Below are 26,704 nucleotides of genomic sequence, written 5' to 3' on the forward strand. Positions count from 1 at the left end.
TGGCCCGGCCCCATCCCCGACAAGGAGACCGTCATGACCGCTTCCACGCCCCGCCGCAGCACCCGCGACTACCAGCAACTGGACGCCGCCCACCACATCAACGCCTTTCTAGATCAGAAAGCCCTGAACCAGGAAGGCCCGCGGGTGATGGCCGAGGGCCGGGGCGTGTATCTATGGGACACCGACGGCAAGCGCTACCTGGACGGCATGTCCGGCCTATGGTGCACCCAGGTGGGCTACGGCCGGCAGGAGCTGATTGCCGCCGCCGCCCGGCAGCTGCAACAGCTCAGCTATTACAATGTGTTCTTCCACACCACCCACCCGGCGGTGAACGAACTCTCCGAACGGCTGTTCTCCCTGCTGCCCGGCGACTACCGCCACGTGATCTACACCAACTCCGGCTCCGAATCCAACGAGTTGCTGATCCGCTGCGTGCGCCGTTATTGGGACGTGATGGGCAAGCCGGACAAGAAAATCTTCATCGGCCGCCACAACGGCTACCACGGCTCCACCGTGGGCAGCGCCAGCCTGGGCGGCATGAAGTTCATGCACGAGATGGGAGACCTGCCCATCCCCGGCGTGGAGCACATCGGCGAGCCGTACTGGTTCGCCCACGGCGGCGGGCTGAGCCCGGAAGCGTTTGGCCGTCAATGCGCGCAAGAGCTGGAAGACAAGATTCTGGCGCTGGGCGCCGACAAGGTGGCCGCCTTCGTGGCCGAACCCTTCCAGGGCGCCGGCGGCATGATCTTCCCGCCGGACAGCTATTGGCCGGAAATCCAGCGCATCTGCCGCCAGTACGAGGTACTGCTATGCGCCGACGAAGTGATAGGCGGCTTTGGCCGCACCGGGGAATGGTTCGCCCACCAGCATTTCAACTTTCAGCCGGACACGCTCAGCATCGCCAAGGGCCTGACCTCCGGCTACATCCCCATGGGCGGCCTAGTGCTGTCGCACCGCATCGGCGAAACGCTGGTGGAGCAAGGCGGCGTCTTCGCCCACGGCCTGACCTACTCCGGCCACCCGGTGGCCGCCGCCGTGGCCCTGGCCAACCTGGGCGTGCTGCAAGACGAAGGACTGGTCGAGCGCGCCAGGACGGACACCGGCCCCTATCTGCAAACCTGCCTGCGCGAGGTGTTTGGCCAGCACCCGCTGGTGGGCGAAATCCAGGGCGCCAGCCTGGTGGCGGCCTTGCAGTTCTGCCGCGACAAAGCCACGCGGCAGCGCTTCGCCGACGAAACCGACATCAGCTGGCGCTGCCGCAGCATAGGCTTTGATGAGGGCGTGATCCTACGCTCCACGCTTGGCCGCATGATCATGGCGCCGGCGCTGGTGATCAGCCGGAGCGAGATCGACGAACTCATAGACAAGACCCGCATCGCCGTGGACCGCACCGCGGAGGAGATGGGCCTGCGCTAGAGGGATGGATAAACACGCGGGCGCGGCGGTCAACCGTCGTCGCCCAACAAGCGTAAACACAGCTCACGCACCGCCTCCGCCTTGCGCGTCAGCCTCAAGGCCTGCGGCCAGGCCAGCATGATGGGCAGCCGCGGCACCTCGTCGGCAATGTCCAGGCAGGCCAGCTTGCCGCCGCCGTAAGCCAGGTCCACCTCCGGCCGCAAATTGAGCAAGGCGTAGCCGAAACCCGCCGCCACCAGCCCGCGCGCCAGCTCGAAATTGATGGTGCGCAGCCCCACTTTCGGCTCCAGCCGCTGCTGCCGGAACAAGGACAGGAAATACTCGCGGCTGTGCGGCAGGTCCAGCAGCACCAAGGGCTCCGCCGCCAGCTCTACCAGCGACACCTTGCCGCGCCCGGACAGCGGATGATCCGCCGCCACCAAGGCGTAAGGACGCGCGCCGGACAGCGGCAACTTGTGCAAGCCCTCCGGCAGCCCCAGGTCATAGGCCAAAGCCAGCTCGATCCGCCCGTCCGCCAGCGCCTCCCGCAGCTGCCGGGCGTCGCCCTCCAGCAAATCCACCTCCAACTCCGGGTGAGCGTCGCGCAAAGCGGACAACAGCCGCGGCAGCAAGATGGGCGCGATGGTGGTGAAACAGCCCAGCGTCACCCGGCCGCGCAAGGACTGGCTGATCGCCTGCGCTTGCGGCGTCAAATCCTCCGCCTGCTTCAGCAACTGACGCGCGGCGGCGATGAAGCTGCGCCCGGCCGGCGTCAGCGACACCCCGCGCGCGTGGTGACGCATGAACAGCTGCAGGCCGAACACCTCCTCCAGCTGGGCGATGGCGCTGGACACGCCGGGCTGCGACGTGTGCAGCGCCTTGGCCGCCTCAGTGACGCTGCCGTGATCCGCCACGGCGACCAAATAAGCCAACTGCCTCAGGGTGTATTGCATAATTTAAAATTATCCAATGTAGAAGATATAACTATTTTCCGTATCCAGCCTGGCTTCGTAGACTGCCCTTGTCAAGCACGCGTCAGGAGGCGTCAAGATGGCAATCGACAAGACAGACACGCTGATCATCGGCGCCGGCCAGGCCGGCATCGCCATCAGCGAACACCTGAGCCGCCACGATGTGCCCCACATCGTGCTGGAGCGCCACCGCATCGCCGAACGCTGGCGCAGCCAACGCTGGGATTCGCTGGTCTGCAACGGCCCGGCCTGGCATGACCGCTTTCCCGGACTGGAATTCGCCGGCCTGGACCCGGACGCCTTCGCACCCAAGGAACGCGTGGCGGACTACCTGGCCGCCTACGCCCAAAAAATCAACGCGCCCATCCGCACCGGGGTGGAGGTGCTGAAAGTCAGCCGCCACCCGGACCGGTCCGGCTTCATCGTGGAAACCTCGGCCGGCGCCTTCCAGGCCGAACGCGTGGTGGCCGCCACCGGCCCCTTCCAACAGCCCGTCATCCCGGCCATCGCGCCCAAGGACGACACGCTGACGCAAATCCACTCCGCCCACTACCGCGCGCCGGAACAGCTGCCGGAGGGCGCGGTGCTGGTGGTGGGGGCCGGTTCCTCCGGCGTGCAGATCGCCGACGAATTGCAAAGCGCCGGCAAGCGCGTCTATCTCTCCGTGGGCGCGCACAACCGCCCGCCGCGCGCCTACCGCCAGCGCGACTTCTGCTGGTGGCTGGGCGTCTTGGGCGAATGGACCGCCACCGCCCCCAAACCGGATGCCGCCCACGTCACCATCGCCGTCAGCGGCGCGCGCGGCGGCCGCACCGTGGACTTCCGCGCGCTGGCGCAACAAGGCATCACCCTGCTGGGCAGCGCCCAAGCGTTTGAGCGCGGCGCGGCCCGTTTCGCCCCGGACCTGGCAGACAACCTCGCCCGCGGCGACGCCAACTACCTGGCCCTGCTGGCGGCGGCGGACGCCTATATCGAACGCAACCGGCTGGACCTGCCGGAGGAGCCGGCCGCGCGCCATATGCCGCCGGACCCGGAATGCGTGACCCGCCCCATCCTTGAGCTGGACCTGGCCGCGGCCGGCGTCGCCAGCATCATCTGGGCCACCGGCTACGCCGCGGATTACAGCTGGCTGCAAGTCCCGGCCTTCAACGAACAAGGCCAGCCGCAACACCAGCGCGGCGTGTCCAGCGAGTCGGGCGTCTACTTCCTGGGCCTGCCCTGGCTGTCTCACCGCGGCTCCTCCTTCCTCTGGGGGGTATGGCACGACGCCCGCTTCGTTGCCGATCACATCGCCACCCAGCGCCAATACGCCGCCTACCGCGACGCCGGCCAGCGCGCACAACCCTAACGGAGCCCGCCATGACCCACACCCGCATCCGCCCGTTCAACACCCGGCAAACCTATCCGGAGCAAAATCTGGACAACGATCTGTGTCAGGCCGTGGTGGCCGGCAATCTCGTCTTCCTGCGCGGCCAGATCGGCCAGGACCTGGACAGCCGCGAATCCGTAGGCATAGGCGACGTGGCCGCCCAGGCCGAACAAGCGATGGCCAATGTGAAACTGCTGCTGGAAGAAGCCGGCAGCGAGCTGGGCGACATCTGCAAGATCGTGATCTACCTCACCGACCCGCGCTACCGCGAAGCCGTTTATCTAGTGGTGGGCCGATGGCTGAAAGGCGTCTATCCGGTATCCACCGGCCTGGTGGTGTCGGCGCTGGCGCGCCCGGAATGGCTGGTGGAAATCGACGTCACCGCCGTCATCCCCGAGGAGCGCCGCCGATGACCTTCTCCATTGCGGCCCGCTGCCGGGACAGCGGCATGGTGGGCGTCGCCATCGCCTCCTCCAGCATCTGCGTGGCCAGCCGTTGCGCCCATGTGCGCGCCGGCGTGGGCGCCGCGCTGAGCCAGAACGTCAGCAACCCGCTGCTGGGCCCGCTGGCGCTGGAACGGATGGCGGCCGGCAGTGCGGGCGACGCGCTGCGCGCCGGCCTGCTGGCGGCGGACCCTCACCTGGAATGGCGGCAACTGGTGCTGGCCCCGCTTCAAGGCCGCCCGCAAGTCATCACCGGCCGGCACGCGCTGGGCCTGCATGGCGCCGCCATTGGCCGCGACTGCGCCGCCGGCGGCAACCTGCTGGCCACGGCCGAGCTGCCCCAAGCCATGGTGGCCGCCTACGAAGCCGCCGGCGGCGGCCTGCCGGAACGCCTGCTGGCGGCGCTGCAAGCCGCGGTGGACGCCGGCGGAGAGGCCGGCCCCATCCATTCCGCCGGCCTGCTGGCCACAGCCGATACCGCATGGCCGGCCATCAATCTGCGCATAGACTGGAGCGAGGGCCAGCCGGTGGCGGAACTGGCCGAGCTATGGCGCCGCTACCAGCCGCAGATGGACGCCTATCTTGCCCGGGCGCTGACCCCGCAGCATGCGCCCAGCTACGGCGTGGCGGGAGATCCATGATGCAACGCTACAGCTCGCTGGCCATGCTGGAGCGGCTGGTCGGCTTCGACACCGTCAGCCACCGTTCCAACCTGGAACTGATCCACTTCGTGCGCGACTACCTGGCCGGCTGGGGCATCTCCAGCCAGCTGATCCGCAGCGAAGACGGCGGCAAGGCCAACCTCTACGCCACCATCGGCCCCGCGGACCGGGGCGGCGTGATGCTGGCCGGCCACACCGACGTGGTGCCGGTGGACGGCCAAGCCTGGAGCGGCGATCCCTTCCGCCTCCAAATACGGGAGCAGCGCGCCTACGGCCGCGGCAGCGCCGACATGAAAGGCTTCATCGCCGCCGTGCTGGCCGCCGCGCCGGACTTCGCCGCCGCCCGGCTCTGCACCCCGCTGCACATCGCGCTGAGCTATGACGAAGAAATCGGCTGCATCGGCGTGCGCCGGCTGCTGGACGTGCTGGGCGGGCTGCCGGCCTTGCCCAGAATGGCCATCGTCGGCGAACCCACCCTCATGCGCGTGGTAGCCGCCCACAAGGGCAAACTCGCCTACCATGTGCGCCTGCGCGGCAAGGCCGGACACTCCAGCCTGCCCCAGGCCGGCGTCAATGCCGTGGAATACGCGGCGGAACTCATCGTCTTCATCCGCCAACTGGCGCGCCGGCGCGCAACGGAAGGCCCGTTCGACCCGCTCTACCCCGCGCCCCACACCACCCTGCACGTGGGCGCCATGCGCGGCGGCACCGCGCTCAACATCATCCCCGAACACAGCGAATTCGAATTTGAAATCCGCCACCTGCCGGAAGACGAGCCGCAAGCGCTGCTGAGCGCCATCATGGACTTTGCCCGCCAACAACTGCTGCCCGCCATGCGCGCCGTGGACCCCGACGCCGACATCGTCTTCACCGAACGCAGCGCCTACCCCGGCCTGCTCACTGCGCCGGACGCCGAGGTGGTGCGCTTCGCGCAATCGCTGCTGGGCGACGCCCGCGCGCCGGCCAAAGTCTCCTTCGGCACCGAAGCCGGGCTGTTCTCCCAGCAAGCCGGCATCCCCGCCGTGGTGCTGGGCCCCGGCAGCATCGCCCAGGCGCACCAGCCGGACGAATGGCTGGCGCTGGAACAACTGAGCGCCTGCGACAAGCTGCTCGCCGCCCTGCGGCGGCGGCTAAGCGAGCCCGTGCCCTGACCCTAATCCGGCCGCGTCGGAACCTTCCCGCGCTTGCGGGGGCCTACCACGGTCACGCCCCGCACCGGAAAGCCCCGCATGAACCCCGATACCCCACAAGCCCAGCGTCTGAACGCCGCCATCGCCTGGGCGCACAGCCGCCCGGACGTGGACGCGCTGATCCTCACCGGCTCCTTTGCCCGCGACGACGGCAGCGCCGACAGCCATTCCGATCTGGACCTGGAAATCATCGGCCCGAACCCGGCGGCGCTGGCCGCGGACGACGGCTGGCTGCGCGACATCGGCCCCCTGCTCACCGTGCTGCGCCTGGGCGAAGGCCAAGCCTGGCCCACCCGCCTGGCCATCTACGGCGACGGCGTCAAAATCGACTTCACCCTGGCCGGCCCCGCCCGGCTGCAAGCCATGCGCGATCATGGGCTGGACCCGCTGTACCAGCGCGGCTACCGCGTGCTGCTGGACAAAACCGGCGCGGCCCAAGACCTGCCCGCGCCGCAAAGCCGCCCCGCCGCGCCGGCCTTGCCCAGCGAGGAGCGCTTCCGCGAACGGGTGGAGGAATTCTGGTTCGAGGCCTTCCACATCCCCACATACCTGGCGCGCGGCGAGCTGTTCGTCGTCAAATTCCGCGACTGGACCATGAAGGAACTGCTGCTGGAAATGCTGGAATGGCATGCCCGCAGCCGCCCCGACGCGGCGACGGACTGCTGGCATATCGGCACCCGGCTGCAACACTGGGCCGAGCCGGCACACTGGCAAGCGCTGCATCAGGTATTTGGCCGCTTCGACGCCGCCGACGCCGAACGCGCCTTCCACGCCACGCTGCGGCTGTACAGCCAAGTGGCTCGCGAAGTGGCCGCCCGCGCCGGCTTCGACTATCCGGCAGCGGTGGAAGCTGGCATCCGCGACTTGATCCGCGCACCGGCCTAAACCCACACTCCAGCGGCGCCCCTTGCCCACGCGCCGCGCCAGGCGGCGGATTTTCCGTGGGCTTGACCTTTGAGCATGGTTAGATAGAATCCTCTATCTTTCAGGCGTTCGCTTCCGTCCGCCTGTCTTCAGTCCAGCCACGCGCCTCCTCTCAACGGAAGCGCGCCAGCCAAGCCATACAGCCAAGCGCCGCGTCCCCCGCGGCCAGATACTTTGTCAGGAACAAGATGCGTATCCACGCCCTTCTACTGCCGCTAGCGCTATACAGCGCGGCAGCCTCCGCGGATTCATTCTCCCCCTCTCACCCGGCGTTCAAGCAAATCCACCAATCCATAACGGACAGTTTGCGCATGCAGCAGCAACTGATGCGGATGCCAACCCCGCCCGATATGTTCAAGAGAGAGAACAAAGAGGCATCGCCGCCTCAGGACGAGGCGGAGCAGGTTGAGCGTCGGCAGGCTGAGCCGGTGATGACGCCGCAACAGCAGCCACGCCCTGATGAGCAGGTGAACAGCGATTAAATCGATGACCTTTTCAACGTCGCCCGCGCCGGCGCGCGGCAGACATTGAACGGGGGCTTACAACGGGGCGATTTCGCTGACTTCATGCTGAACGACAACAGCTCAAACTGCTCATCGTCCGGGTAAGTGACGGCGATATGGTAGTTGTCGCCGGCAAACGCCCTGACCGCCTCCAGCCCCCCAGTAAGAGTGGCTAACAAAAATCAGTTTCACGACTGAGGCAAGGCGCGCCGACGCAGGCAGTACTTGAGTACGGCAAGTCGGCGCAACGCAGCATCAGGAATTTTGTTAGCCGCTCTAAAAGTGGCCAAAAAGAAATGCGTCCACTCCCCCTGCTCTTCCTGGCGGACAAAAGCCCCCAGATTGCCGGCGATGCTTCTAGAGTGCTGGACGCCGGTCTGTTCCAGGTGCGCGGCAAACCCCGCCTCATGCCGCCGCGGCACACAGCCATGCCATGTTCTGACAATCATGTTCAAGCTCCGTCTGAGATGGAACGATCGATTCTAGCCCGCCGCCGCCAACACCCCCAGCCGGCTTGTTCCGCTCCACATGCCGGCTGAAACGCGACCACCGCGCCTTGACCCTGCCCGCATAGTCGGCAACAATCCCCGCGTGCCGCAAAACACGGCACCGAGATTGGCATCTCGAAACGCCTCACGACCCAAGCATGCGCGTCAACGCGCATGCTTGCGCTTAGCCATGCTTTAACGGCAGGTGCATGGTGGGAGAGCGCTACGCGCTCACCGGGGTTCGTGAGGCTCGGTAATGCCAATCCCATCACGCGCCTGCCAAATCCTCTACCGGATAGGCAGCTTGTTAATCTTGTTTCATCGCAGGAGTAACGACATGCCGCAATCTCTCTTCCCGCGCCGACGGCGCTACCGCACCCCGGCCCTAGAAACCCAGGAAGTCCTGCTGCCCTTCGTCATCCGTCTTCCCGGACGCACCTATCCGCATTACTGGCACATGCCGTCCGCGCCGGCCACCCCCGCCCAGGCCCAGGCCTACGGCCGGGAATGCGCCGCCCACCTGCTGCAATGGTTCAAGGACAACCCGGCTTACGTGGGCCAGGGCCTGCTCAGCCGAGTCGCCCGCGACATCGACTTCAGCCGCACCGAGCAGCGCGGCTACTGGCTGGGCTTTTTCAACCACCTTGAGCGGCTGATCTCGCTCAGCGCAAGGCGGATGAATGTCTACGCCTACACCGACCATCAGCACCGGATGATGGACGCGCAGGTGGAGCGCTCCTTGCTGGAGCGACAGGTGTTGAAGAAGAGTCCGTAAAGGGAGGCCCCCGGCGGGAGCCGGGGGCATGGGCTTACTAAGCGGAAAAAAACGGCTTCCTGCCTAAACAAGCATCCAACGGCCATGCGACAGCTAGCTCGCCGATACGCACATTGCTGCTGAGCAATAAAAAAAGCCGGTCTTTAAGACCGGCTTTTTCATTTACTCGACATCTATGCATACGCAAAAAGCCCCATACGGGGCTTTTTTATTGCAGCGATAATGCTTAGAGCGGCTGGATCGCGGTTGCAGCCGGGCCTTTCTGGCCCATTGCTCGGGTGTAGCTTACTTTTTGACCTTCATGCAGGGACTTGAAGCCGTCTGCGCGAATTTCGGAAAAGTGAGCGAAAAGATCATCGCCGCCATTGTCCGGGGTAATAAAGCCAAAACCTTTTGCGTCATTGAAAAATTTAACGATACCAGTTTCCATAATTCACTCCTTGGTGTTCAGATTAAGGGCAACAAATTGCCTGAAAGCATGATAGTCAAGGAATAGATAAGGAAACAAAGCAGACCAACTTGTATGGACAACTGAGGTATCGATAGATATAGCGCTTGAAAATCGCGACAAGAATACTCGCAAAACACTGGCTTGGTCAATAGCAATATTTGAATTTTGCAATTTGAGCAGGAATTTGTTGCCAAAAAGCGAGCAGTAGCCAAAGACAAACCGCGCTGGGTTTGCTAGATGCGGGCATGGCTTCATCCCCACAACCGTGGGGAACACTGGGCGGCAGCCGGCCTGCTGACACGCGGGGGCGGTTCACCCCCACCCCGTGGGGAACACATCAGTTGCTCAGAGAGGTCATCTGGCAAGTCCGGTTCATTCCGATACCAAAGCCAGCAACGCCGACCACAGGCTTTGGCCGCACTTACACACCAGTTGCTCCAGAGATTGCCAGGCCCCATTGCTAACCGCTTTGATTCCAAAACGGTTTTCACTCAATAATGATTAAGCACCGTGCAGGAATACGTGAAATTCGCCTGTACGTATGGCAAGCCCTCAGAGGAGTGCCCACGCAGGAAGTGGCGTCCTGCCTGCGCGGTGCTTCCTCCTTTACTACGGCGAACGCGTCACCCCACACCCGTGGGGAACACAAAGCCGTCGCCGGCGGCAGCACGCTAGCCGACGGTTCATCCCCACACCCGTGGGGAACACTCCGACAAGCGCGGGTGAGCAGGCCTTTCGGCCGGTTCATCCCCACACCCGTGGGGAACACACCCGTTATCAAAGTAAGCATGATTAAGTTGTCGGTTCATCCCCACACCCGTGGGGAACACGGACCGCGACACGGGCCTTTTCCTGTGTCCCGAGGTTCATCCCCACACCCGTGGGGAACACGGTCGATCTGTAGCTTGGGCCGCCTGCGGCAACGGTTCATCCCCACACCCGTGGGGAACCCGTGACCGACTTTCGCAATATGGTTGCGCACTACGGTTCATCCCCACACCCGTGGGGAACACCGCAAGAGCAAACAACCCAGCAACAGCGCCAGCGGTTCATCCCCACACCCGTGGGGAACACATCTGTCTGCTCTGGCAAATTCAAAACTGTTGCGGTTCATCCCCACACCCGTGGGGAACACGTCAGACATGCGGCGATTGATAATCCAAATTTCGGTTCATCCCCACACCCGTGGGGAACACAAGATCGCCGATCAGGCCACGACTGACACCAGCGGTTCATCCCCACACCCGTGGGGAACACTCAGTGACGCCCATTGTCGCGGGGTCTTTGGCCGGTTCATCCCCACACCCGTGGGGAACACGTGCTGGATATCCCAAGAGGCGTCGCCCAGGTCGGTTCATCCCCACACCCGTGGGGAACACAAAAGTTCAGCACCACACCACACAACGCAACACGGTTCATCCCCACACCCGTGGGGAACACGCAACACGTTGGCATGGGAAGACCAGGAAGAGCGGTTCATCCCCACACCCGTGGGGAACACCAGCGAAACAGCGGCGCAAAACCAATCAAAATCGGTTCATCCCCACACCCGTGGGGAACACGCGCCCTCCAGCGACGCCCATTTGCCGTTTTCCGGTTCATCCCCACACCCGTGGGGAACACCGACGGCGGCAGCAGCGGCAGCAGCCGACAGACGGTTCATCCCCACACCCGTGGGGAACACCCACACATGACGAAAGCGGTGCCTACAATCCACGGTTCATCCCCACACCCGTGGGGAACACTCAATGAGTTTCGCTATCAACGATAAGGTCAACGGTTCATCCCCACACCCGTGGGGAACACGGCGGATAGCGCTTCCTGCATGGCCGCACATGCGGTTCATCCCCACACCCGTGGGGAACACTGATTTTCGTTACTAAAAAAGACCGAGGTGTTCGGTTCATCCCCACACCCGTGGGGAACACCTGACTATTCAGCTCCGCTGGCAGTTGTTTGGCGGTTCATCCCCACACCCGTGGGGAACACATCTAAGAGAGCACATAGAGAAGGTGGATGGGCGGTTCATCCCCACACCCGTGGGGAACACCTCGAACGTGTCGCTCTCGCGGACGATCAACGCGGTTCATCCCCACACCCGTGGGGAACACACCATTTACAAGAGATTGATTTTAAATACGAAAAATGACACCCAAAAAGCCACCAACTTTTATCGCTTGCTAGCCGGGTTCTCGCGATGCGGGAAATGAGGCGATGCCTCGACGGCGTCATCGGTTGGCAGAGGTAGAAAAGAAACCAGCTGTGCGCCGTCGAAAGCCACCGGCATGCGGCGGTTGACGCCCAGGGTGACAAAATCGAAGCCGGCTTCATTGACGGTTTGCCAGGCCATGACGGCATTGCCGTCTTCCAGCCCGGTTTCCACTTGCTGCCACAAGTAGTCGCGAATCTTGCGATTGTAAGCGCCCACATAAACGCCGGCGCGGATTTCCAGCAGCCAGATGGCCAGCCGGCCGCGCAGTCTGGGGGGAGCATTTTCAAGTACGATGACCAGCATCTCCCAACCCTTCCTCCTCAGGGAAAGCGGCTTCCACCACGCCCTGCTGCTGCGGCGCGTCCAGACCACCGGCGGCCAGCAGCGTTTCTATGTCCGGGATGATGCGCTCCAACAGCCTGGTTTTGCGGAACATGTCGCGGCAGCGCTGCCTCACTTCCCGCTCTACATTTGCCGACGGCTTGGCCGCCACCGCAAACGCCACCGGCGCCACGGTTTCAAATTTGTAGATGTCGGCCACATCGTATACGAAGGACAGCGGCTTGCCGCTGTGGATGAAGCCGATGGCGGGAGCGTAGCCGGCGGCCAGCACCGCCGCTTCGGCCACGCCATACAGGCAGGCGGTGGCGGCCGACAGGCAGCGGTTGGGGACATCGGCCTGGTCCCAGTCTTCGCGGTCGTAATTGCGCGCCCGCCATTTCACGCCATAGTGCTGGGCCAGTTGCTGGTATAGGGCGCGCACCCGCGCGCCTTCGATGCCGCGCAATTGCTCCACGCTGCGCCGTTGCGGCGGTTCCTCTCCAAACCGGCGGCGGTACATTTCCCGCACCACTTTGAGCCGGGCATCGTCGTCCAGCGCCAGCCGGGCCTGATAGAGCAGGCGATCGGCCCGCGCGCCGCCGGGCTGGCCGGCGGAATAGAGCCGGACGCCGGCCTCGCCCACCCACACCAGCAGCGTGCCCACTTGGGCTGCCAGCTTGCAGGCGGCGTGGGAGGCGCGGACGCCGGGTTCCAGCATCAGGCAGGCCACGCCGCCCACCGGGATGTGGGTGCGCACGCCGCCCGCATCCACGGCGACAAAGGCGCCGTCCAGCACGTCCAACTGACAGCGTTCGACAAACAGCACCGACAGCCGCTCCTTGATGGGGAGCGGCTTGAGCGGCGGCAGCCATTGCGCCATCGCCGCCGTCCTTAAGCCGGAGCCAGGGACAGCAGGCCCAGGCCCATGGCCTTGGCGTGCCCCAGGCCGGCGGCCACCGCCGCGCGCAGCCGTTGGGCGTTGTCCACCGCCAGCACGCCGTCGAAACGCGCCGCTTGCAGGGTGATGACGCCGCCCGGCTTGCGCAGCCGCCACTGCTGGCTGAGACTGCGCTCCACCCGCTGCGGCACGGCGCCGGCCTGCTGCAACTGCCGCGTCAGCCAGGCCAGTTGCTCTTCTTCCCTCAGCAGGCCATAGCGTTTGCCGCCACGGGTGACGGTGGGATTGGCCAGCAGGCGGAAACGATAGCGGCGATCCGTCTCGATCAGTTGCTCCAGCGGCAGCGGCTTGCATTGTACGGCTCGCACTTGCGCCAGTGCCTGCCAATGGCCAGGCTCCGGCGATTGCAGCAGCAATACGGCTACGCCGGCTTCTGCGTCGCAGCGTTCCAGCCGCCACAGAAAGCGCGGCGGGATATCGTCGGCCGCGGCGACGAAGGCGCGGCATAGGCTGCGGTGCATGTCGTAGGCATTGGCCAGATCCCGCCGCGCGGCGGGGTGGCCGGGGTCAAGCGTCAGTTGTGTCAGGTACATCCGCCACCTCCGATTTGACAAAGCGGGGGCCGAAGCGGCGTTCGGCAAACGGCGCCACGGGTTGGTCCAGCCGCACCGCGCCTTCCGACGGATGTTCCAACATCAGGCGCAGCGGCTGACCGGCTTGCTCGCGCTGGGGCGGAGCCAAGCGCGGCCAACGATGGCGCAGGCAATCTTCCAGCTCATGCTCCTGCACGCCCTCTTCCAGCCAAACCGGCTGCGACGGCGGCATGGATTTGCGGCCTAAGGCCAGCGGCCAATGCGGCTGACGCAAGGCTTGCTGGATATGGCGCAGCAGGCCGGCGTCGCCTTCCAGCCCCACCAGAAACATCGCGTCGGCCAGGTAGTAGCGGGGGCTGATCACGGTGCGCTTGAGATCGGCCTTGCCTGAAGCGAGCAATACGCCGGTGGCGGTTTGGTAGTCGCGCATCAGCAGGCCTTCTCTATCCACCCGGACCCCCATGCGCAGCGCGGCCAGATCGTCCACCGCTTGCGCGCGGTCGCGCCCCAGCGCAGCGCAGATCAAGCCGATAACGCCGGACTTGGAGGGTTCCAGACCGCTGTCGCGTTCGTCGAAGCGGCTGGTGGTGCCCCAGGCTTGCATGGGGCCGGCCAGCCTGAGCAGCAGGGTGGCCATATCACCGCTCCCATGCGGCGCCGGCCTGTTGGGCGGCCCAATCCGCCAGCGCCGCCAGGCTGGTTTGCCGCTCGCCTTTGGCCTGCGGCCAGGCGTCGGTCAGGTCGATATAGGCCCAGGCGTCGCGCGCGTCGCCATAGAGACCGGCCAGCTTGTCATCGTAACCCGCGAGCGCCGCCACGGATTGGCCGGTGAGCGCTTCGCCGTTGCGGGCGTAAACAGGTTTTTCAAAAGCATTGGCCAGGTTGAGCGGGCTGGCATGGCGGACGGCGATGCCGATGAAGCTGGGCGGGTTGTGGGCGGCAAAGGTGTTTTGCTTGCCGCTGGGAATGGCGCGGGCCATGGCTTGCACCAGCGCGCGCACGCCGGCGAGCGCCAGCTCACGGTCGCCTTGCAGATTGCCCGCCAGCTTGGCCGGGTCCAGCGCAGCGTAGCGGTAGAAGGTGGCGGAGTTGAATTCCACCTGGCCTATCATGCCGGCGCCGGTTTCATCGGCACTGCCTTTGTCGTCCACGGCGGTGAAGTAGTCGAAGTCACGCACCACTTGATGGGTGCTGATGGCGTGCGCCACCTGGCAGGCGGCATCCTGGTTGACTTCCGGCAGGTCCGCCAGCATGCGGCCGAACAAGGCCACGTCCAGCGCCTTGCCGCCGTTCATGATGGCCTTGGCCTGTTTGGCCAGTTCCGGCGGCACATTGGCCTTGACGTCTTTCTTGCTCTTTTTCTCGCCATTGGCCGACGGGGCCAGCTCATCCCGGTGGGCGTGAATCAGGCTGGCGAAACCGTCTATCTCCTGCTGGCCCAAAAAGAGCAGGTATTCGGTCTTGCCGTCTTCCTTGAGTTTGAGCCCGGCGGCGGCCAATGCGCTTTCAATGCGGCCGTCCAGTTCTTCCCCGGCCAGGCCGAAACGCTGCTGGAGTTGCTCACGCAGCAGTTCCAGCAGTTTTTTGGTGCGCACGCCTTGATTGGCGGCGGGAAAATCCGCTTGCAGACGTACCGCGCGTTTGAAGCACTGGCTGCTGACGCGCGCGCGGCGGTAGCCGCCGAAAACGGCGTCCTTGGGCGCGCCGGTATCGTCGCGGTTAAGATTGGACGGCGCGAAGTTCTGAATCAGATGAAATTCGATAAACAGACTCATGGCTCTCTCCATACGGGGCTGGGGTTCAGTCGTTCAGGGGGGCGGATTGGCGATAAAAGTCTCGCGCCCAGTTACGGCGCACCAGATCGCGGCCGCTGACGCCGTCGTAGCGCTGCGGCTGCCAGGACGATAGCCAGCGGGCCAGATCTTGCAGCAGCGCGGCGTAGTCCAAGCCTTGCTGCTCAGCCGCCAATAGCGAGAAGGCTTGCCTCAGATAGTTGGGCAGTGTTTCCGGTTCGGCATCCAGCAGCGTGACGAAGCGCTGCTCCAGGCTGGCGCTGTCCCGCTGCCGCCACAGCGCGCCAAAGGCCTGGGCAAAGCTGCAGCCGGTTTGTTGCTTGGGCAGTTGGGCAAACAGCGCGGCGGTCAGGTAGAGCGCGCGGCGGAAGCTATCCTCGGCATGGCTGTCCGTTGGCACAAAGCGCTCGACATGGGGGTAGGCCGGCGGGTAGGCGCCCGGCGCGAAACCGGCGCTGCGGCGCAGCTCGGCCAGTGCGCCGCGGTTGCGCTCCGCCAGGGTTTGCAGGTGTTTGACGAAGTCCTGCGCCAGTTCAGACATGATTGTTCTCCTCTTGCGTGGATGCTTGGGTCAAGGGACGGATCAAAGCCAGGTAGCCGGGCTCGGCCAGCGCCAGCGCTTTCAGCGCGGCGGCGTTGCCGCCCAATTGGCGGCAAGCGGCGTCCCAGGCCAGCTTGGCCGCACGGCGCAGCGCGTCCCGCCAATAGGCGTCGGCGTGTTCCAACGCTTCCGCGCCTATCCGCTCCAACAACTGCGGCCAGCGGCTTTCCAGCGCGCTGAAGTAGGCCGCCGGCGCCGGGCCGGCGTCCAGTTGCGCCCGCGCCCGGCCTCGCGTGTCCTTGTGGCCCGGGTCTGGCATGACGGCGGCCAACATGCCGGCCATGACCAGGCGAAGCTTGCTGTACAGTTCTTCGGCTTCGCGCAGCTTGCCGCGGACTTCTTCCGCGCCCTCCGCTTGCTCCAGCACGCGTTGCGGCAGTTCAAAACGCTCGGCGCGCCAGCGCTCCAGCTTGGCCTGATTGCTGGACAGACCCAAGATCATCACGCTCAGCGGCTCGGTCTGCCCCAGCCTGTGCTGTAAATGCCGGGCCCAGCCCAGGGTGGCCGCCGCCAGCGAATGCGCTTTGTCGTCGGCGGGGTTCGGCGGCAGCAAGGCGCCCAAATCGCGCCAAAACGCCCGGCCCTCGCCAAAGCTCAGCCGCACCATATTGTTGACGCCCATGCGATAGCTGGCCATGGCGTCCGGCGCTTGTTCGTTGTCGGCCAGCGCCAACCCAGCGGCAAAACGCAGCTGCCGCACAGTGACGCCATCGGGCTCGGGCAGCAGCAACACGGCACGGCTCAGCCGGGTGTAGCGGTCGTTGTGGCCGCTGGCCAGCGTGGGTTCGGCGCGTAATTGGGCTATGGTGGGCTGGAGTTTTTCCCAGGCAGGCAGGTCATCGTCCGGCCCCGACGGGTGCAGGGCCAACAACAGGGTTTGCGCCAGGGTTTGCCCTACGGGCAGACTGGCGGCGGTATTGGCCAGCGGCCCGGCCTTGTCGGAGTCGCGCAGGGTTTTCACCAAGCCACCTGGGGTGAACTGCAAAAAGCCCAGCAAATGGCGTAGCGCTTCGGCAGCGGGAATGGCGGAGGGTTGACTATCAATAGAATGATCAAAGAGCACCGGGCTGTTGCCGATGCTGCTGGCCAGGGAAATCTGCGACCAGGGCTTGGCCTTGTCGCGAGTGGCTTCATCTTGGGCCAGGGCCGCCACCTGCATGAAGGGGCGTTGCGGATCAAACAGATTGAAGACGCCGCGCCAATGCTCCAGGTAGTCGTGAATGGCGGCCACCGGCAGGCCTTCGCGGTAGCCGCGCGCCAGATCTGCACTATCCCAGCGCCCAAAGCCACGCCGCAGCGCACGGTTGAGGATGGCCAGCAGCAGACGGTACTCGGCCAGCAGGCTGGGCGGCGCGGTGTCGGCCAGGGCGGCGATGCGGTCGGCATCGGCGAATAGCTGCACCAGGCCGATCTCGGCCACGCGCCCATCCAGGTAGCGGACCGGGAGCCAAGCGGCGTCCAGCAGATTGATGGTTTTATTCATAAACACCCCCCTTCGCTAATGCCATGGACATCAATCTAACAGATGGCGGGAAGGACCGGCCACTAGATGGCTTCCCTGCCTGAGCTGTACGCCATCTTCGTTTCTCTCACCAATTGAGAACGACAATGCCAGTAACACTTAAAGGCAACTTGTTTTGCAGTCTAGCTATATGTATGATTTCATTACTTTTTAAGTGCCTTGTAACACAAATAAGGAACGCCATGAGCGAAACGACTTTTACTTTTCGTGTCGATGAGTCACTAAAACAAGAATTTGCCAAAATAGCCAAGCTTCGAGACCGCACTGGGGCTCAGTTGCTCCGTGACTTTATGCGTGATGTCGTACGGGAAAATAAGGAGGTTGCTGAATATGAGCAGTGGTTCCGTCACCAGGTCCAGCAGGGTTTGGACCAGGCAAACTCCGGAGAGCTGGTAGAAGGTGATGAGGTAGACGCGCGTTTTGCAGCTAAAAGAGCAGCGTTGCGCCGAAGAATGGCTGAACGATGAAATTGGTGTGGACGCTTGAGGCGGTGTCAGATCGCGAGGCTATTTTTGACTATATTGCAGCCGACAATCCAGTAGCCGCTCTTGATCTTGATAAGCATTTTGAGCAGCAAATTCTTCGGCTGCTTCAGCACCCAGAGTTGGGCCGTGCAGGGTGTGTTGCCGGCACACGGGAGTGGGTGCTTCATCGCCACTATATCTGCGTTTATGATGTGACAATAGATCAACTTCGGGTACTCCGAATTTTGCATGTAGCCCGACAATGGCCATGAATATTAGATTTATTTAGGGTCTGTTGACGTTTATTTTGCCGCTACGCTAGACAAATCTCTGCTCATGGCAAAATCATGACATGGAAGTGCGGCAGCCATGCCTCCTCCCTTATTTCTGTTTCCCATAAACAAGCCCCAAGCGCGGGTCCAGCGATACGCGCACCTCTCCCATCTGGTAATCGCCGTCCTTTGTCAACGGCAATACATGGCAATGACTGAGCAAGGGATGTTCGCTCAAAGCCGGATACCCAGGTTGCTCCAGTAAATGCAGGACCAGCTGTCGGCGCGACAATTTGATGTGCCGTTCAAACAGTCTTTGGGCAAGCGCATCCGACACGGCTTGCTGCGGATCGAGCGATGCGCCATCCGGCTCAGGCCGCCAGCGCCCATCGGCATCGACCCAGACCGGAATCACGGTCAGGCTGTCATCCCCCAGCCGGGTGCGGTTGCGCAAGGCCAAGGTATCGTCTTCATCAGCGCCATGCGGCTTGCCGATGTAAGCGATGGCGGCCTCACTCTGTAGATCCAGCGCAATCTGCTGCGCCAACTGCGCCTGAAAATTGGCCTTGGCGCCATGACGGGTGCGTTCCACCATTTCAAGCCGTTCGCGCAAGGCCTCCGGCAAATGACCCAAATCCGGCCAGGGCGCGTACACCGCCTGCACCAGGCGGTCGATGTCCTGCGGCAGCCGCCAGACTGGCTCGTTTTGCAGCACGGCCCAGGTCACCAGGCAGAGGTAATCGCCATACACCCGTCCCCAGCCGGTCTGTTCCAGTTCGGGCACCACATCGGCTAGCAAGCCGGCCACTTGCAATCGTGGTTGCGCGTGCGCCGCCGGGCGTTGTTTGCGTTGATGCCGGTGCAAGCGGCCGGCGCGTTGCAATAGAAGGTCGACGGGACAGAGATCGGAAATCATGAAATCGAAATCAATGTCCAGGCTTTGCTCCGCCACTTGCGTCGCAATCAGCAAAGCACGCTTGGGACGCGAGCCCATGGCGGGAGAGGAGCCGAAAGTGGACAACACTTGCTGCTCCAGCTGCCGGCGCTGCTCGGCGGGGAAGCGGGCATGAAACAGCAACAACATGCCATCTGACGGACAATATGGCCGTAATAGCTGGTACAGCTGCTGCGCCCGGTCCACGGTATTCACGATGACCACGCCACACCCGCCCTGCTCCAAGGCAAGCCGCGCGGCGGCGGCGATGTGGTCCAAGCCCTCCGGGAGGCCGGTCACGGCGATAGGCTGCTGTTCACGCGCGATAAAGGTGGCGCCACGCGCTCCGGCGTCATCCACCAGCAGTATCCGCGGATAGGCCGGCGACGGCAGCTCGCGCTCATCCACGCCCCAGGCCTGCAATAAACGCGCGCGCCGTGTATCCGGCAAAGTGGCGCTCATCAAGATGACCGAGCAACCCAAGGCTTTCAGCCAAGCCAGCAAGGTTTCAATCAAGCGACCGGTATAGGTATCGTAGGCATGCACCTCGTCCAAAACCACCACCTTATTGGCCAGCCCCCATAGCCGGACAAAGTGATGTTTGACGTTCAATACAGAAAACAAGGCCTGGTCCACAGTGCCCACGCCATAGGGAGACAACAAGCCGCGCCGACGTTGGGCAAACCAGCCGGAGGAGCCCACCGCGTCATTACCATGCTGGTCCCAGATCTCGCGCAAATGCGCAACGGTCTGATTCATGGCGGCCCCGCCATGCAATAGCTGGATATCCTGCCGCTCCCCAGAGGCGAATGCGCGCAGAAAGGCCAAGGTCCGCTCGAACATGGCATTGCCGGTGGCTTGGGTAGGCAGCGCCAGATAGAAGCCACGGTGATGTTGGCGCGCCTGCAAACGCAAAGCCGCGATAAAGGCCAGTTCGGTCTTGCCTTCTCCCATCGGCGCTTCCACCAACATTAGCGCCGGGCCGCTTCCCTGAATCAACAAGGCGTCGCCGGTTAGTTGCAGCGGCCTCGCTTGTGCAGAGGCCTCCGCGCTCAGCAGCCGCGCCAATATCGCGTCACAAGAACAGGCCTGTTGATGCAATAAGGGCCGGCTGGATGGCCAGCCTAGTTTGTCAGGGGAAGACAGCGCCGATTCCGCCAGACGTCTGGCGGCGTGATAGTGGGCGGATGGCGTATCGCCCCGCTCTCCAGGCGGAAACCAGTCCGCATTAGAGCCGATCCAGTCGCATACGCTGGTCAGACCGGCCAGCCACTCCACAGCAAGCAGCGGCAATGGATGATCCGGCGGAACATCAGACGGCGCCAGGGTGTGCCAATAGGCCTGGAATAGACTCTGCCTTGTCTGCTTCCAAATGGCCGGTTCGCGCAGCGGAGCACCAGCGCCCAAGGAGGTAAAGTTGAAACCGTGGTGGGCGCTGACAGCCTGTGCCGCATCCTGCGCCCATAATCGCGGCACGCCCTCGGCCTGCAACAAGCCTGGCAGCAAGGCCGCACTGGCCAAGTCATGCCGGTCTTGCGCCAGCGCCACCACCGATGAGAATGGCAAGCCGGCGCGCTCAACTTGTAAGCGCCCGGCTTCCCACTTGGCCTGAAACCCCGGAGTGGCTTTGCCGAGATCATGCAAACCCACCAAGGCGGCCAGCCACCCATTCAGGGACTCTGACGGCAGGCCAAACCAGTCCGGAGCAGTCTCTGGCGCAGCCAGACACCACTCCAACAGCACGGAGGCCACGGCAGCCACATCCAACATGTGACACAGCAGGCCATGTCCACCCTCTTCACCACTTTTGGCCCATAAGCTGCGCACCGCCACACTCAATGATGTTTCCATGCACTCAACCCTTGCTGCCGCTCGTACCTAAACAACGGCAGCGCTTCAGGGCCGCCTTGGAGCTCAAGACAAAGCAGAAACGGATAGCCGCCTTGATGAGTGCTCAATTATGCCGAAAGCAACACCGATAAGCGAAGGAACGCGTTTGACATTGCGCAAGGCAAGCCGGACGCGAGTCGATCAGGCCGGTTCTAACGCTGGCGTTCGCAGTCAAGAAGGATAGACAGGCAATTTAGGCATGAAGGCAAGACGCGGCCACCCAAGCAGCCCCTGCCCCTCACTCCCCCCGCTTAAGCTGCTCCAACATCTCCTGCCACAGTTCCCGGTACACCGGATTGCTGGCGCCTTCGCCATGTCCGGGGTTGTCGGCGTTGGGGCGGCGTATCGGTTTATTCAGCGCAAACTGGTGGTCGGCCGGGATGCGCATCGTGTTGTAGGAATTGCGGATGAGATCGGCAAAGCGCTCTTGCACGTGATAGGTGCCGAACAATCTGTCCGGCGGCGTGGCGCCGGGAGAGGCGTACCAGGAGGCGATGCGATTGTTGGCGCGCATGTCCCAGCCGCCGGAAAAGTCGATCACGCCTCTGACGGCCACGCGCTTGGCGATATAGGCGGCCATGCCACCGCCTTGGGATTGACCGGACAGCACGATCTTGCTCCAGTCTACGGCTTGCTTGTCCAGATACTGTTCCCAACGGCCTTGGGGATCGGTCTTGGCCAGGTAGCGCAGCAGAGCGGTCAGTCTATGGACAATGGCGTCTTTGGGTTTGTCCTGGATCAGCGGGGTGGCGTTTTCCCCAAAGGCGCGCTTCTGGCGCATTTGTGCCGCGCAGTCCGGATTGGTCGCCAGCACCGGCCGGGTGCAAACCTGGGAAACGGCCGGCGTGTCGATGTAGGACAGGATGATGAAGCGGTAGCCCTGAGCCAGGGCGGTGTCGATGAAAGCCTGTTCGCCCACCACGGTGCGCGTGGTTTCGCCGCCGGTTCCAGGCAGGAAGACCAGCAGCGGCGCGTGTCCGCCCCTTTCCGTTGAGAAAACGATGTGCGGCCCGCTGTTCGCCACAATCCCGCCATCGGTATCCGCGGGAAGAATATCCTTGCGGACAGCGTCCGCCCATGTGGCCGTGGCGATACTGAACAGCAGCGCCGCCGCGGCCGTCTTGCCGGCCCATTTCCAAACTGTCATTGCATTCCTCGCATCTTCAATAAGAGCGGCTAACAAACTCAGTTTCACGTCTGAGGCCAGGCGCGCCGCGCAGGCAGTACTTGAGTACGGCAAGTCGGCGCAACGCGGCATCAGGGGTTTGTCAGCCGCTCTGTAAGTGGGTTGAATTGCCCCGACGGCCTTGGGCCTACGTGAGCCCTTGGCTAGTTTTCTCAGAACCTGTTCAAAGTCTGCTGCGCTTCAGCGATACGACGTTAAAAACAAGCTCAAAATGCTCATGTACCACCTGTACATTCCGCTTTTTCGCTCGTTTTCGCCTTGTCTCGCCCTTGCTCGCGAGACTTTGAACAGGCTCTAAGAGTCGGTTTACGATCTGCTGCGCGTCGGCGATACGGCGTTGAAAACAACTTCAGAATGCTCATGTACCCCTTGTACATTCCGTCTTCTCGGCCGCTTTCGCCTTGCCTCGTTCTGGCTCGCGAGATCGTAAACACGCTCTCCGACTCTACTCGCGCTGTCCTGCGCGTAAAAGCGCGGCAAGGCGGATTTAGGCCAAGAATTTGTTTACAATTGTTTACATCGAAAAGTTTAAAAAAAGCAAGACAAGGCACAGACCGTTGGACAAGCGGAAGGTAGGCACGGCGGAGTCTTCATCAAGACTTCAGGCGCGCATCCCAAGGCACGTCCCGCACGCTGAGTATCCGGCAGGCGCCGGCGTCCGGATGGAGGGGATTGAGCAGGTAGTTGTGGGCGTTGGGGGCCACCGCGCTGGGCACTTGCAGCGCGGCGGAGGCCTGACGTTGCAACCAGTGGTGGCCCAGGCCCTGGGTGAGCGCGGGTTGCAGGGTCCAGTCAGCCGGCAGGCTGGCCTGGTCCAGCGTCTGCACCAGCCGGTCCGGCAGTTCCACTTGCAGCAGGGTGAAGGTGGCGGGCAGGACGGCCACTTCCAGGTGCACCAGCGCTTCCAGCATGGCGCTGGCCGGGTGGTCCGCCAGGTAAACGATGGGCTGGCCGGCGGGATGCCAGCGGCCGGGCCAGCGCAGCCCGCCCAGGCCCTTGAGGTCTGCGTAGCGGCTGATGCGCCAGGCAATCACGCCGCGTAGCCTTCGTTGGCTTGGGCGATCAGTTGCTCCACCAGCCGCGCGCCGGGCTCGGTATGGGCCATGTCCAGCGGCGATTTGCCCTCAAAGCGGTGCAGCGGCTTGCGCAGCCATTGGGCGGCGGCGTCCTTGTCGCCGAACAGGTCTTCCGCCAACAACAGCAGCTTGGCCACGCGCACGCCGCGTTCGGATTCCTCGGTATTCAGCGTCTGGCCCTTCTTGATGCGATGGGACAGGGTGCGCGGCGGGATGACGAACTCCAGTTCGCCACGGCTGAGGCCGGCGTCCACCAGGCGCTCCAGCATGCCGGTGTCCACGCCCAGCTCCACCACTTTGGCCACGTCGAAATCGTTGAGCATTTCCTGCCCCACCAACACGCTCAGTTCCTGCAACAGGCTGTGTTCCACCATGGGCGGGACCGGCGTCTCCGGCACGAATACTTGCAGCGCTTTCATGGCCCCTCCTTGATTTGGCAATTTGCTCATTTATTATCGGCATTTTGCCAAAACAAAACAAGGGCGCGGCTTGACCGGCTTCCCTCTTCTGACTCTAAGAGCCGCTAACAAAACCTCGCAGAGAACCTGAGCCAAGGCGCGCCGACGCAGGCAGTACAAGTAGTACGGCAAGGAGGCGCAACGCAGGATCAGGGGTTTTGTTAGCGGGTCTAAACGCAACAGAAGCTGCACGCCGGACGCTTGGATTAGACCGCCCCAATCTTGACATTTGAAAGCGGCAATGCGGGTTTTATGTCTTTTACATTGCGCGGGGCATGAAAAAACCTCATATCGGCCCCATGCCCGGCCTTGGCACCCCGCCTTGCCCCGCTTGCCCGGACATACACCCTATGTTCCCGCTTTGCGATGCAAAAATAACCATTAGGACTATCGGCGCGGCGTGAATTATGATTGCGCCTATTCAATGAACGTCGCACCGCTTCCGCCTCCGCACGAGGAGGGGCGCTGGCATTGAAACACTCCATCATTCCGGCCTGTGGGCCCGTTCCCGATGTTCCAGAGTCCCGGCCCAAGCTGGAGTCCGTGCCGGCACGAAGCGCTGCGTCTTCACACATTGATGCAATCGCCAATTCATAGGCGTTTGCTATGAAAAAAGATGAATATCAGCGCCTATGGGGGGCATTATGTTAAGTCAATTCACGATCGGGCAGCGCATCGCCGCGCTGGCGGGCAGCCTGCTGTTTGCAGTGGCTCTGGTGGGCGGTTCCGGCTGGTGGTCGCTGAACCAGATGGATGGCGAGCTGACCTCGCTGTTTGACCAGAAAATCGCGTTCCGCTACCAGATGAACGCCATGCAAAGCAATATGCTGCACATCCGCCAGGATGAGAAGAACATCTTCATCAGCATCGGCAATCCGGACAACTCGGATCAGAGCATCCAGACCAATAAGCAGTTGCTGGACAAGCACATCGCCGAATTCAAGAACCAGGCGGCCACCGCCAAGTCCATGGCCATGGCCGCGGATCACCAGAAAACCTTCGACAGCATGCTGACCGGCATCTCCGGCTACGAGCAGGGCATGAACGGGCTGTATCAGAAGATCGCCAGCGGCGAGATCAGCCGGGCCAATGTCGGCGACGCCGGCATCACCCCGTTCAAGCCCAAGCTCTACGAGGCGCGCGACGCGCTCAACAGTCTGAGCAAGCTGGCGGACGAGTCCGCGCAGTCCGCGGAGGACGCGCTGGCGGTCAGCATGAAGAACACCCGCAATATGATGCTGACCATTCTGGGCCTGGCCCTGGTGGTGGGCGTCGCGCTGGCCTTCGCCATCGTCCGTTCCATCACCCGTCCCTTGCAGGCCATGCAGCAGACCATGCGCCACGCGGCGGAGAAGAACGACCTGACGGTGACTGTGGATCAAACCGGCCGCGACGAGGTCAGCGAAACCGGCCGCGCGCTGGCGCAGCTGCTGGGCAATCTGCGCGCCTTTCTGCAGCAGACCCGCGAGGACGCCAAGCAGGTGAACGACACTGCCCACGCGCTGTCCGGCGTGTCCAAGCGCATTGCCGAGGCATCCCAGGTGCAGACTGACGCCTCCTCGTCCACCGCCGCCGCGGTGGAGGAGATGACGGTCAGCATCAATCTGGTGGCCGAGCACGCGGTGGAAATGGCCGGCGAGGCCAAGAGCAGCATGAACGAGGCGGTGAGCGGCAGCGAGGTGGCCGGCCAGGCCGCGCAGCAGATGTCCGAGATCGCCAGCGTAATCAGCCGCTCCGAGACCATCATCATCGGCCTGAACCAGCGTTCCGATGAGATCGGCAACATCGTGGACGTGATCCACGACATCGCCGAGCAGACCAATCTGCTGGCCTTGAACGCGGCCATCGAGGCGGCGCGCGCCGGCGAAACCGGCCGCGGCTTCGCCGTGGTGGCGGACGAGGTGCGCAAGCTGGCGGAACGCACCGCGCAGGCCACCGGCGAAATCTCCGAAAAAATCAAGGCGGTGCAAGGCGACACCACCACGGCGGTGGCCAGCATGCGCGAGGCCACCGAGCGAGTGGAAACCGGCGTGGCGCTGAGCGGCACGCTGTCCGAGCGCCTGGCGCAGATCCGCGTGCTGTCCACCCGTCTGCTGGAGAAAACCAGCGAGATCGCCGAGGCGATGCGCGAGCAGAGCACGGCCAGCAACGACGCCGCCAAGAACGTGGAGCGCATCGCCAATATGGGCACGGAAAACGGCTTGTCGGTGGAGGAATCCTCCGCCATGGCGCAGCAGTTGTCCGGCCTGGCGCATGGACTGGATGCGGCGATTAACCGCTTCCGCGCGGATTAAAAACAAGAAGCTCCAGCCCTTGAACGCCTTCTAAACATCCAGCCTCTCAAGCTTGAGGGCGCGTCCGGCTTGGTCCGGGCGCGCCCGCAGAACGTGTTTACAATCTCGCGAGCAAGAGCGAGACAAGGCGAAAACGAGCGAAAAAGCGGAATGTACAAGTGGTACATGAGCATTTTGAGGGCGTTTTCAACGCTGTATCGCCGAAGCGCAGCAGATCGTAAACAGGTTCTCATGCCACAATCCGGGTTTTCGCCCGTCCTCTTCTCCCATGTCCGTCCTCGAGCCGCTGTACGCGCCGTTCGCCCCCTCTCCCGCCGTGCTGCTGTGGCCAGCGCTGTTCCTGTTGCTCAGCCGTCAGTTGCGCCGCCGCGCCTGGTTCTGGCCCTATGTGGCGCTGTCGCTGCCGGGCACGGTGCTGCACGAGCTCTGCCACTTCCTGGTGGGCTGGCTGCTGCGGGCGCGGCCCAGCCGCTTCAGCGTGTGGCCGCGCCGCAACGGCCGGCAGCTGACGCTGGGTCAGGTGGGCTTCAACCGGCTGACGTGGTGGAACGCGCTGCCCATCGGCATTGCGCCCTTGCTGTTGCTGCCGCTGGGTTGGAGCCTGCTGGCGCTGGCGGCGCGCTGGCCGTGGCTGAGCCCGGCCACGGCCGGACTGGGCTTTCTGGCGGCGCAGTGCTGGGACGGCTGCCTGCCCAGCAGCACGGACTTGAGCCACGCCGGCCGCTCCGCGCTGGCTTATTGCGCGCTGGCCTGTATCCTGTTTGGCGCTTACGCGCTGCTGCATTACGGTTTCCGCGCGCTGGCCGGACAATAAAAAACCGCCGGTTTCCCGGCGGTTTTGTGCGAATGGCCGTCAGCGCTTAGGCCGGCGCCATGCCCACCCAGCCCTGCGGAATGGACTCCAACAGCTTGCGGGTATAGCTCTGCCGCGGCTCGCGGTAAATCTGGTCCGCGTCCGCCTGCTCCACCACCTCGCCCTTGTTCATCACCATCACCTGGTCGGAGATATGTTTCACCAC

26 protein-coding genes and 1 CRISPR repeat array are annotated in these 26,704 nt (G+C 63.5%); of the genes, 12 read left to right on the plus strand and 14 right to left on the minus strand.

What is annotated here, in order from left to right:
- Positions 1–33 precede the first annotated feature (33 nt).
- Complete coding sequence (locus NK214_RS21265; RefSeq protein WP_253315440.1) at positions 34–1,416, plus strand: aspartate aminotransferase family protein; 1,383 nt, start codon at positions 34–36, stop codon at positions 1,414–1,416.
- 29 nt (positions 1,417–1,445) lie between these two features.
- Here NK214_RS21265 and NK214_RS21270 read toward each other — a convergent pair whose 3' ends face one another.
- Complete coding sequence (locus tag NK214_RS21270) at positions 1,446–2,348, minus strand: LysR family transcriptional regulator (protein WP_253315441.1); 903 nt, start codon at positions 2,346–2,348, stop codon at positions 1,446–1,448.
- Between the two features lie 97 nt (positions 2,349–2,445).
- Between NK214_RS21270 and NK214_RS21275 the strand changes: the two genes are divergently transcribed.
- The 6 genes from NK214_RS21275 (at position 2,446) to NK214_RS21300 (ending at position 7,436) form a co-directional block, all read left to right on the plus strand.
- On the plus strand, positions 2,446–3,714 hold the full coding sequence (locus NK214_RS21275; RefSeq protein ID WP_253315442.1) for an NAD(P)/FAD-dependent oxidoreductase: 1,269 nt from the start codon (positions 2,446–2,448) through the stop codon (positions 3,712–3,714).
- 11 nt (positions 3,715–3,725) lie between these two features.
- The gene (locus NK214_RS21280; protein ID WP_107799515.1) at positions 3,726–4,148 is read left to right on the plus strand and encodes a RidA family protein; all 423 of its coding nucleotides are present in this window, start codon (positions 3,726–3,728) and stop codon (positions 4,146–4,148) included.
- Positions 4,145–4,819 (plus strand): DUF1028 domain-containing protein, encoded by a 675-nt coding sequence (locus NK214_RS21285; RefSeq protein ID WP_253315443.1) that lies wholly within the window; start codon positions 4,145–4,147, stop codon positions 4,817–4,819. The genes NK214_RS21280 and NK214_RS21285 overlap by 4 nt, the downstream gene beginning before the upstream one ends.
- Complete coding sequence (gene argE, locus NK214_RS21290; RefSeq protein ID WP_253315444.1) at positions 4,819–5,991, plus strand: acetylornithine deacetylase; 1,173 nt, start codon at positions 4,819–4,821, stop codon at positions 5,989–5,991. The genes NK214_RS21285 and argE overlap by 1 nt, the downstream gene beginning before the upstream one ends.
- A 78-nt stretch (positions 5,992–6,069) precedes the next feature.
- The gene (locus NK214_RS21295) at positions 6,070–6,915 is read left to right on the plus strand and encodes an aminoglycoside 6-adenylyltransferase (RefSeq protein WP_253315445.1); all 846 of its coding nucleotides are present in this window, start codon (positions 6,070–6,072) and stop codon (positions 6,913–6,915) included.
- A gap of 350 nt (positions 6,916–7,265) precedes the next feature.
- Complete coding sequence (locus tag NK214_RS21300) at positions 7,266–7,436, plus strand: hypothetical protein (RefSeq protein ID WP_253315446.1); 171 nt, start codon at positions 7,266–7,268, stop codon at positions 7,434–7,436.
- 209 nt (positions 7,437–7,645) lie between these two features.
- Here the strand turns inward: NK214_RS21300 and NK214_RS21305 are convergent, their stop codons facing one another.
- Positions 7,646–7,906, minus strand: coding sequence for a hypothetical protein (locus tag NK214_RS21305; RefSeq protein ID WP_253315457.1), 261 nt, complete (start codon positions 7,904–7,906; stop codon positions 7,646–7,648).
- Between the two features lie 376 nt (positions 7,907–8,282).
- Here NK214_RS21305 and NK214_RS21310 point away from each other — a divergent pair, with 376 nt between their 5' ends.
- Entirely contained in the window at positions 8,283–8,720 is a 438-nt protein-coding gene (locus NK214_RS21310; RefSeq protein WP_253315447.1) for a hypothetical protein, read from the plus strand.
- Between the two features lie 226 nt (positions 8,721–8,946).
- On the opposite strand, the gene NK214_RS21315 is transcribed toward NK214_RS21310, so the two are convergent.
- From NK214_RS21315 to casA, 8 genes are all read right to left on the minus strand, one after another.
- Positions 8,947–9,150: a cold-shock protein gene (locus tag NK214_RS21315; protein WP_107799522.1), complete on the minus strand. Its 204-nt coding sequence runs from the start codon at positions 9,148–9,150 to the stop codon at positions 8,947–8,949.
- Positions 9,151–9,789: 639 nt separating this feature from the next.
- Positions 9,790–11,282: a CRISPR direct-repeat array (repeat unit 29 nt; unit sequence CGGTTCATCCCCACACCCGTGGGGAACAC).
- A gap of 59 nt (positions 11,283–11,341) precedes the next feature.
- Positions 11,342–11,686 carry a type I-E CRISPR-associated endoribonuclease Cas2e gene (cas2e, locus tag NK214_RS21320; protein WP_253315448.1) on the minus strand — a complete coding sequence of 115 codons (345 nt, stop codon included), beginning with the start codon at positions 11,684–11,686 and terminating at the stop codon, positions 11,342–11,344.
- Positions 11,667–12,584 (minus strand): type I-E CRISPR-associated endonuclease Cas1e, encoded by a 918-nt coding sequence (cas1e, locus tag NK214_RS21325; protein ID WP_107799524.1) that lies wholly within the window; start codon positions 12,582–12,584, stop codon positions 11,667–11,669. Before cas1e ends, cas2e begins: the two co-directional genes overlap by 20 nt.
- An 11-nt stretch (positions 12,585–12,595) precedes the next feature.
- Positions 12,596–13,195, minus strand: coding sequence for a type I-E CRISPR-associated protein Cas6/Cse3/CasE (gene cas6e / locus NK214_RS21330; protein WP_107799525.1), 600 nt, complete (start codon positions 13,193–13,195; stop codon positions 12,596–12,598).
- Positions 13,170–13,832, minus strand: a complete 663-nt coding sequence (gene cas5e / locus NK214_RS21335) for a type I-E CRISPR-associated protein Cas5/CasD (protein WP_253315449.1) — start codon at positions 13,830–13,832, stop codon at positions 13,170–13,172. Before cas5e ends, cas6e begins: the two co-directional genes overlap by 26 nt.
- Position 13,833: 1 nt before the next feature.
- Positions 13,834–14,970, minus strand: a complete 1,137-nt coding sequence (gene cas7e / locus NK214_RS21340) for a type I-E CRISPR-associated protein Cas7/Cse4/CasC (RefSeq protein ID WP_253315450.1) — start codon at positions 14,968–14,970, stop codon at positions 13,834–13,836.
- A gap of 25 nt (positions 14,971–14,995) precedes the next feature.
- On the minus strand, positions 14,996–15,529 hold the full coding sequence (gene casB / locus NK214_RS21345; protein ID WP_235089184.1) for a type I-E CRISPR-associated protein Cse2/CasB: 534 nt from the start codon (positions 15,527–15,529) through the stop codon (positions 14,996–14,998).
- Complete coding sequence (gene casA / locus NK214_RS21350; protein WP_253315451.1) at positions 15,522–17,072, minus strand: type I-E CRISPR-associated protein Cse1/CasA; 1,551 nt, start codon at positions 17,070–17,072, stop codon at positions 15,522–15,524. Before casA ends, casB begins: the two co-directional genes overlap by 8 nt.
- 221 nt (positions 17,073–17,293) lie before the next feature.
- On the opposite strand from casA, the gene NK214_RS21355 reads away from it, so the two are divergent.
- Positions 17,294–17,578, plus strand: a complete 285-nt coding sequence (locus NK214_RS21355; protein ID WP_107799530.1) for a CopG family ribbon-helix-helix protein — start codon at positions 17,294–17,296, stop codon at positions 17,576–17,578.
- Positions 17,575–17,847, plus strand: coding sequence for a type II toxin-antitoxin system RelE/ParE family toxin (locus NK214_RS21360; RefSeq protein ID WP_235089189.1), 273 nt, complete (start codon positions 17,575–17,577; stop codon positions 17,845–17,847). The genes NK214_RS21355 and NK214_RS21360 overlap by 4 nt, the downstream gene beginning before the upstream one ends.
- A 109-nt stretch (positions 17,848–17,956) precedes the next feature.
- On the opposite strand, the gene cas3 is transcribed toward NK214_RS21360, so the two are convergent.
- From cas3 to NK214_RS21380, 4 genes are all read right to left on the minus strand, one after another.
- Complete coding sequence (gene cas3 / locus NK214_RS21365; protein WP_253315452.1) at positions 17,957–20,632, minus strand: CRISPR-associated helicase Cas3'; 2,676 nt, start codon at positions 20,630–20,632, stop codon at positions 17,957–17,959.
- 277 nt (positions 20,633–20,909) lie between these two features.
- The gene (locus NK214_RS21370; protein WP_253315453.1) at positions 20,910–21,866 is read right to left on the minus strand and encodes a hypothetical protein; all 957 of its coding nucleotides are present in this window, start codon (positions 21,864–21,866) and stop codon (positions 20,910–20,912) included.
- A gap of 584 nt (positions 21,867–22,450) precedes the next feature.
- Positions 22,451–22,891: an RES family NAD+ phosphorylase gene (locus NK214_RS21375; protein ID WP_235089194.1), complete on the minus strand. Its 441-nt coding sequence runs from the start codon at positions 22,889–22,891 to the stop codon at positions 22,451–22,453.
- Positions 22,888–23,352, minus strand: a complete 465-nt coding sequence (locus NK214_RS21380) for an antitoxin Xre/MbcA/ParS toxin-binding domain-containing protein (protein WP_158274289.1) — start codon at positions 23,350–23,352, stop codon at positions 22,888–22,890. Before NK214_RS21380 ends, NK214_RS21375 begins: the two co-directional genes overlap by 4 nt.
- Before the next feature lie 683 nt (positions 23,353–24,035).
- Here NK214_RS21380 and NK214_RS21385 point away from each other — a divergent pair.
- Complete coding sequence (locus tag NK214_RS21385) at positions 24,036–25,685, plus strand: methyl-accepting chemotaxis protein (RefSeq protein ID WP_158274290.1); 1,650 nt, start codon at positions 24,036–24,038, stop codon at positions 25,683–25,685.
- A gap of 268 nt (positions 25,686–25,953) precedes the next feature.
- A complete protein-coding gene (locus tag NK214_RS21390) occupies positions 25,954–26,499 on the plus strand; it encodes a hypothetical protein (protein ID WP_253315454.1) in 546 nt (181 codons plus the stop codon).
- Positions 26,500–26,704 lie beyond the last annotated feature (205 nt).

It is taken from the genome of Chromobacterium sp. S0633, from assembly GCF_024158805.1.
GTDB lineage: Bacteria > Pseudomonadota > Gammaproteobacteria > Burkholderiales > Chromobacteriaceae > Chromobacterium.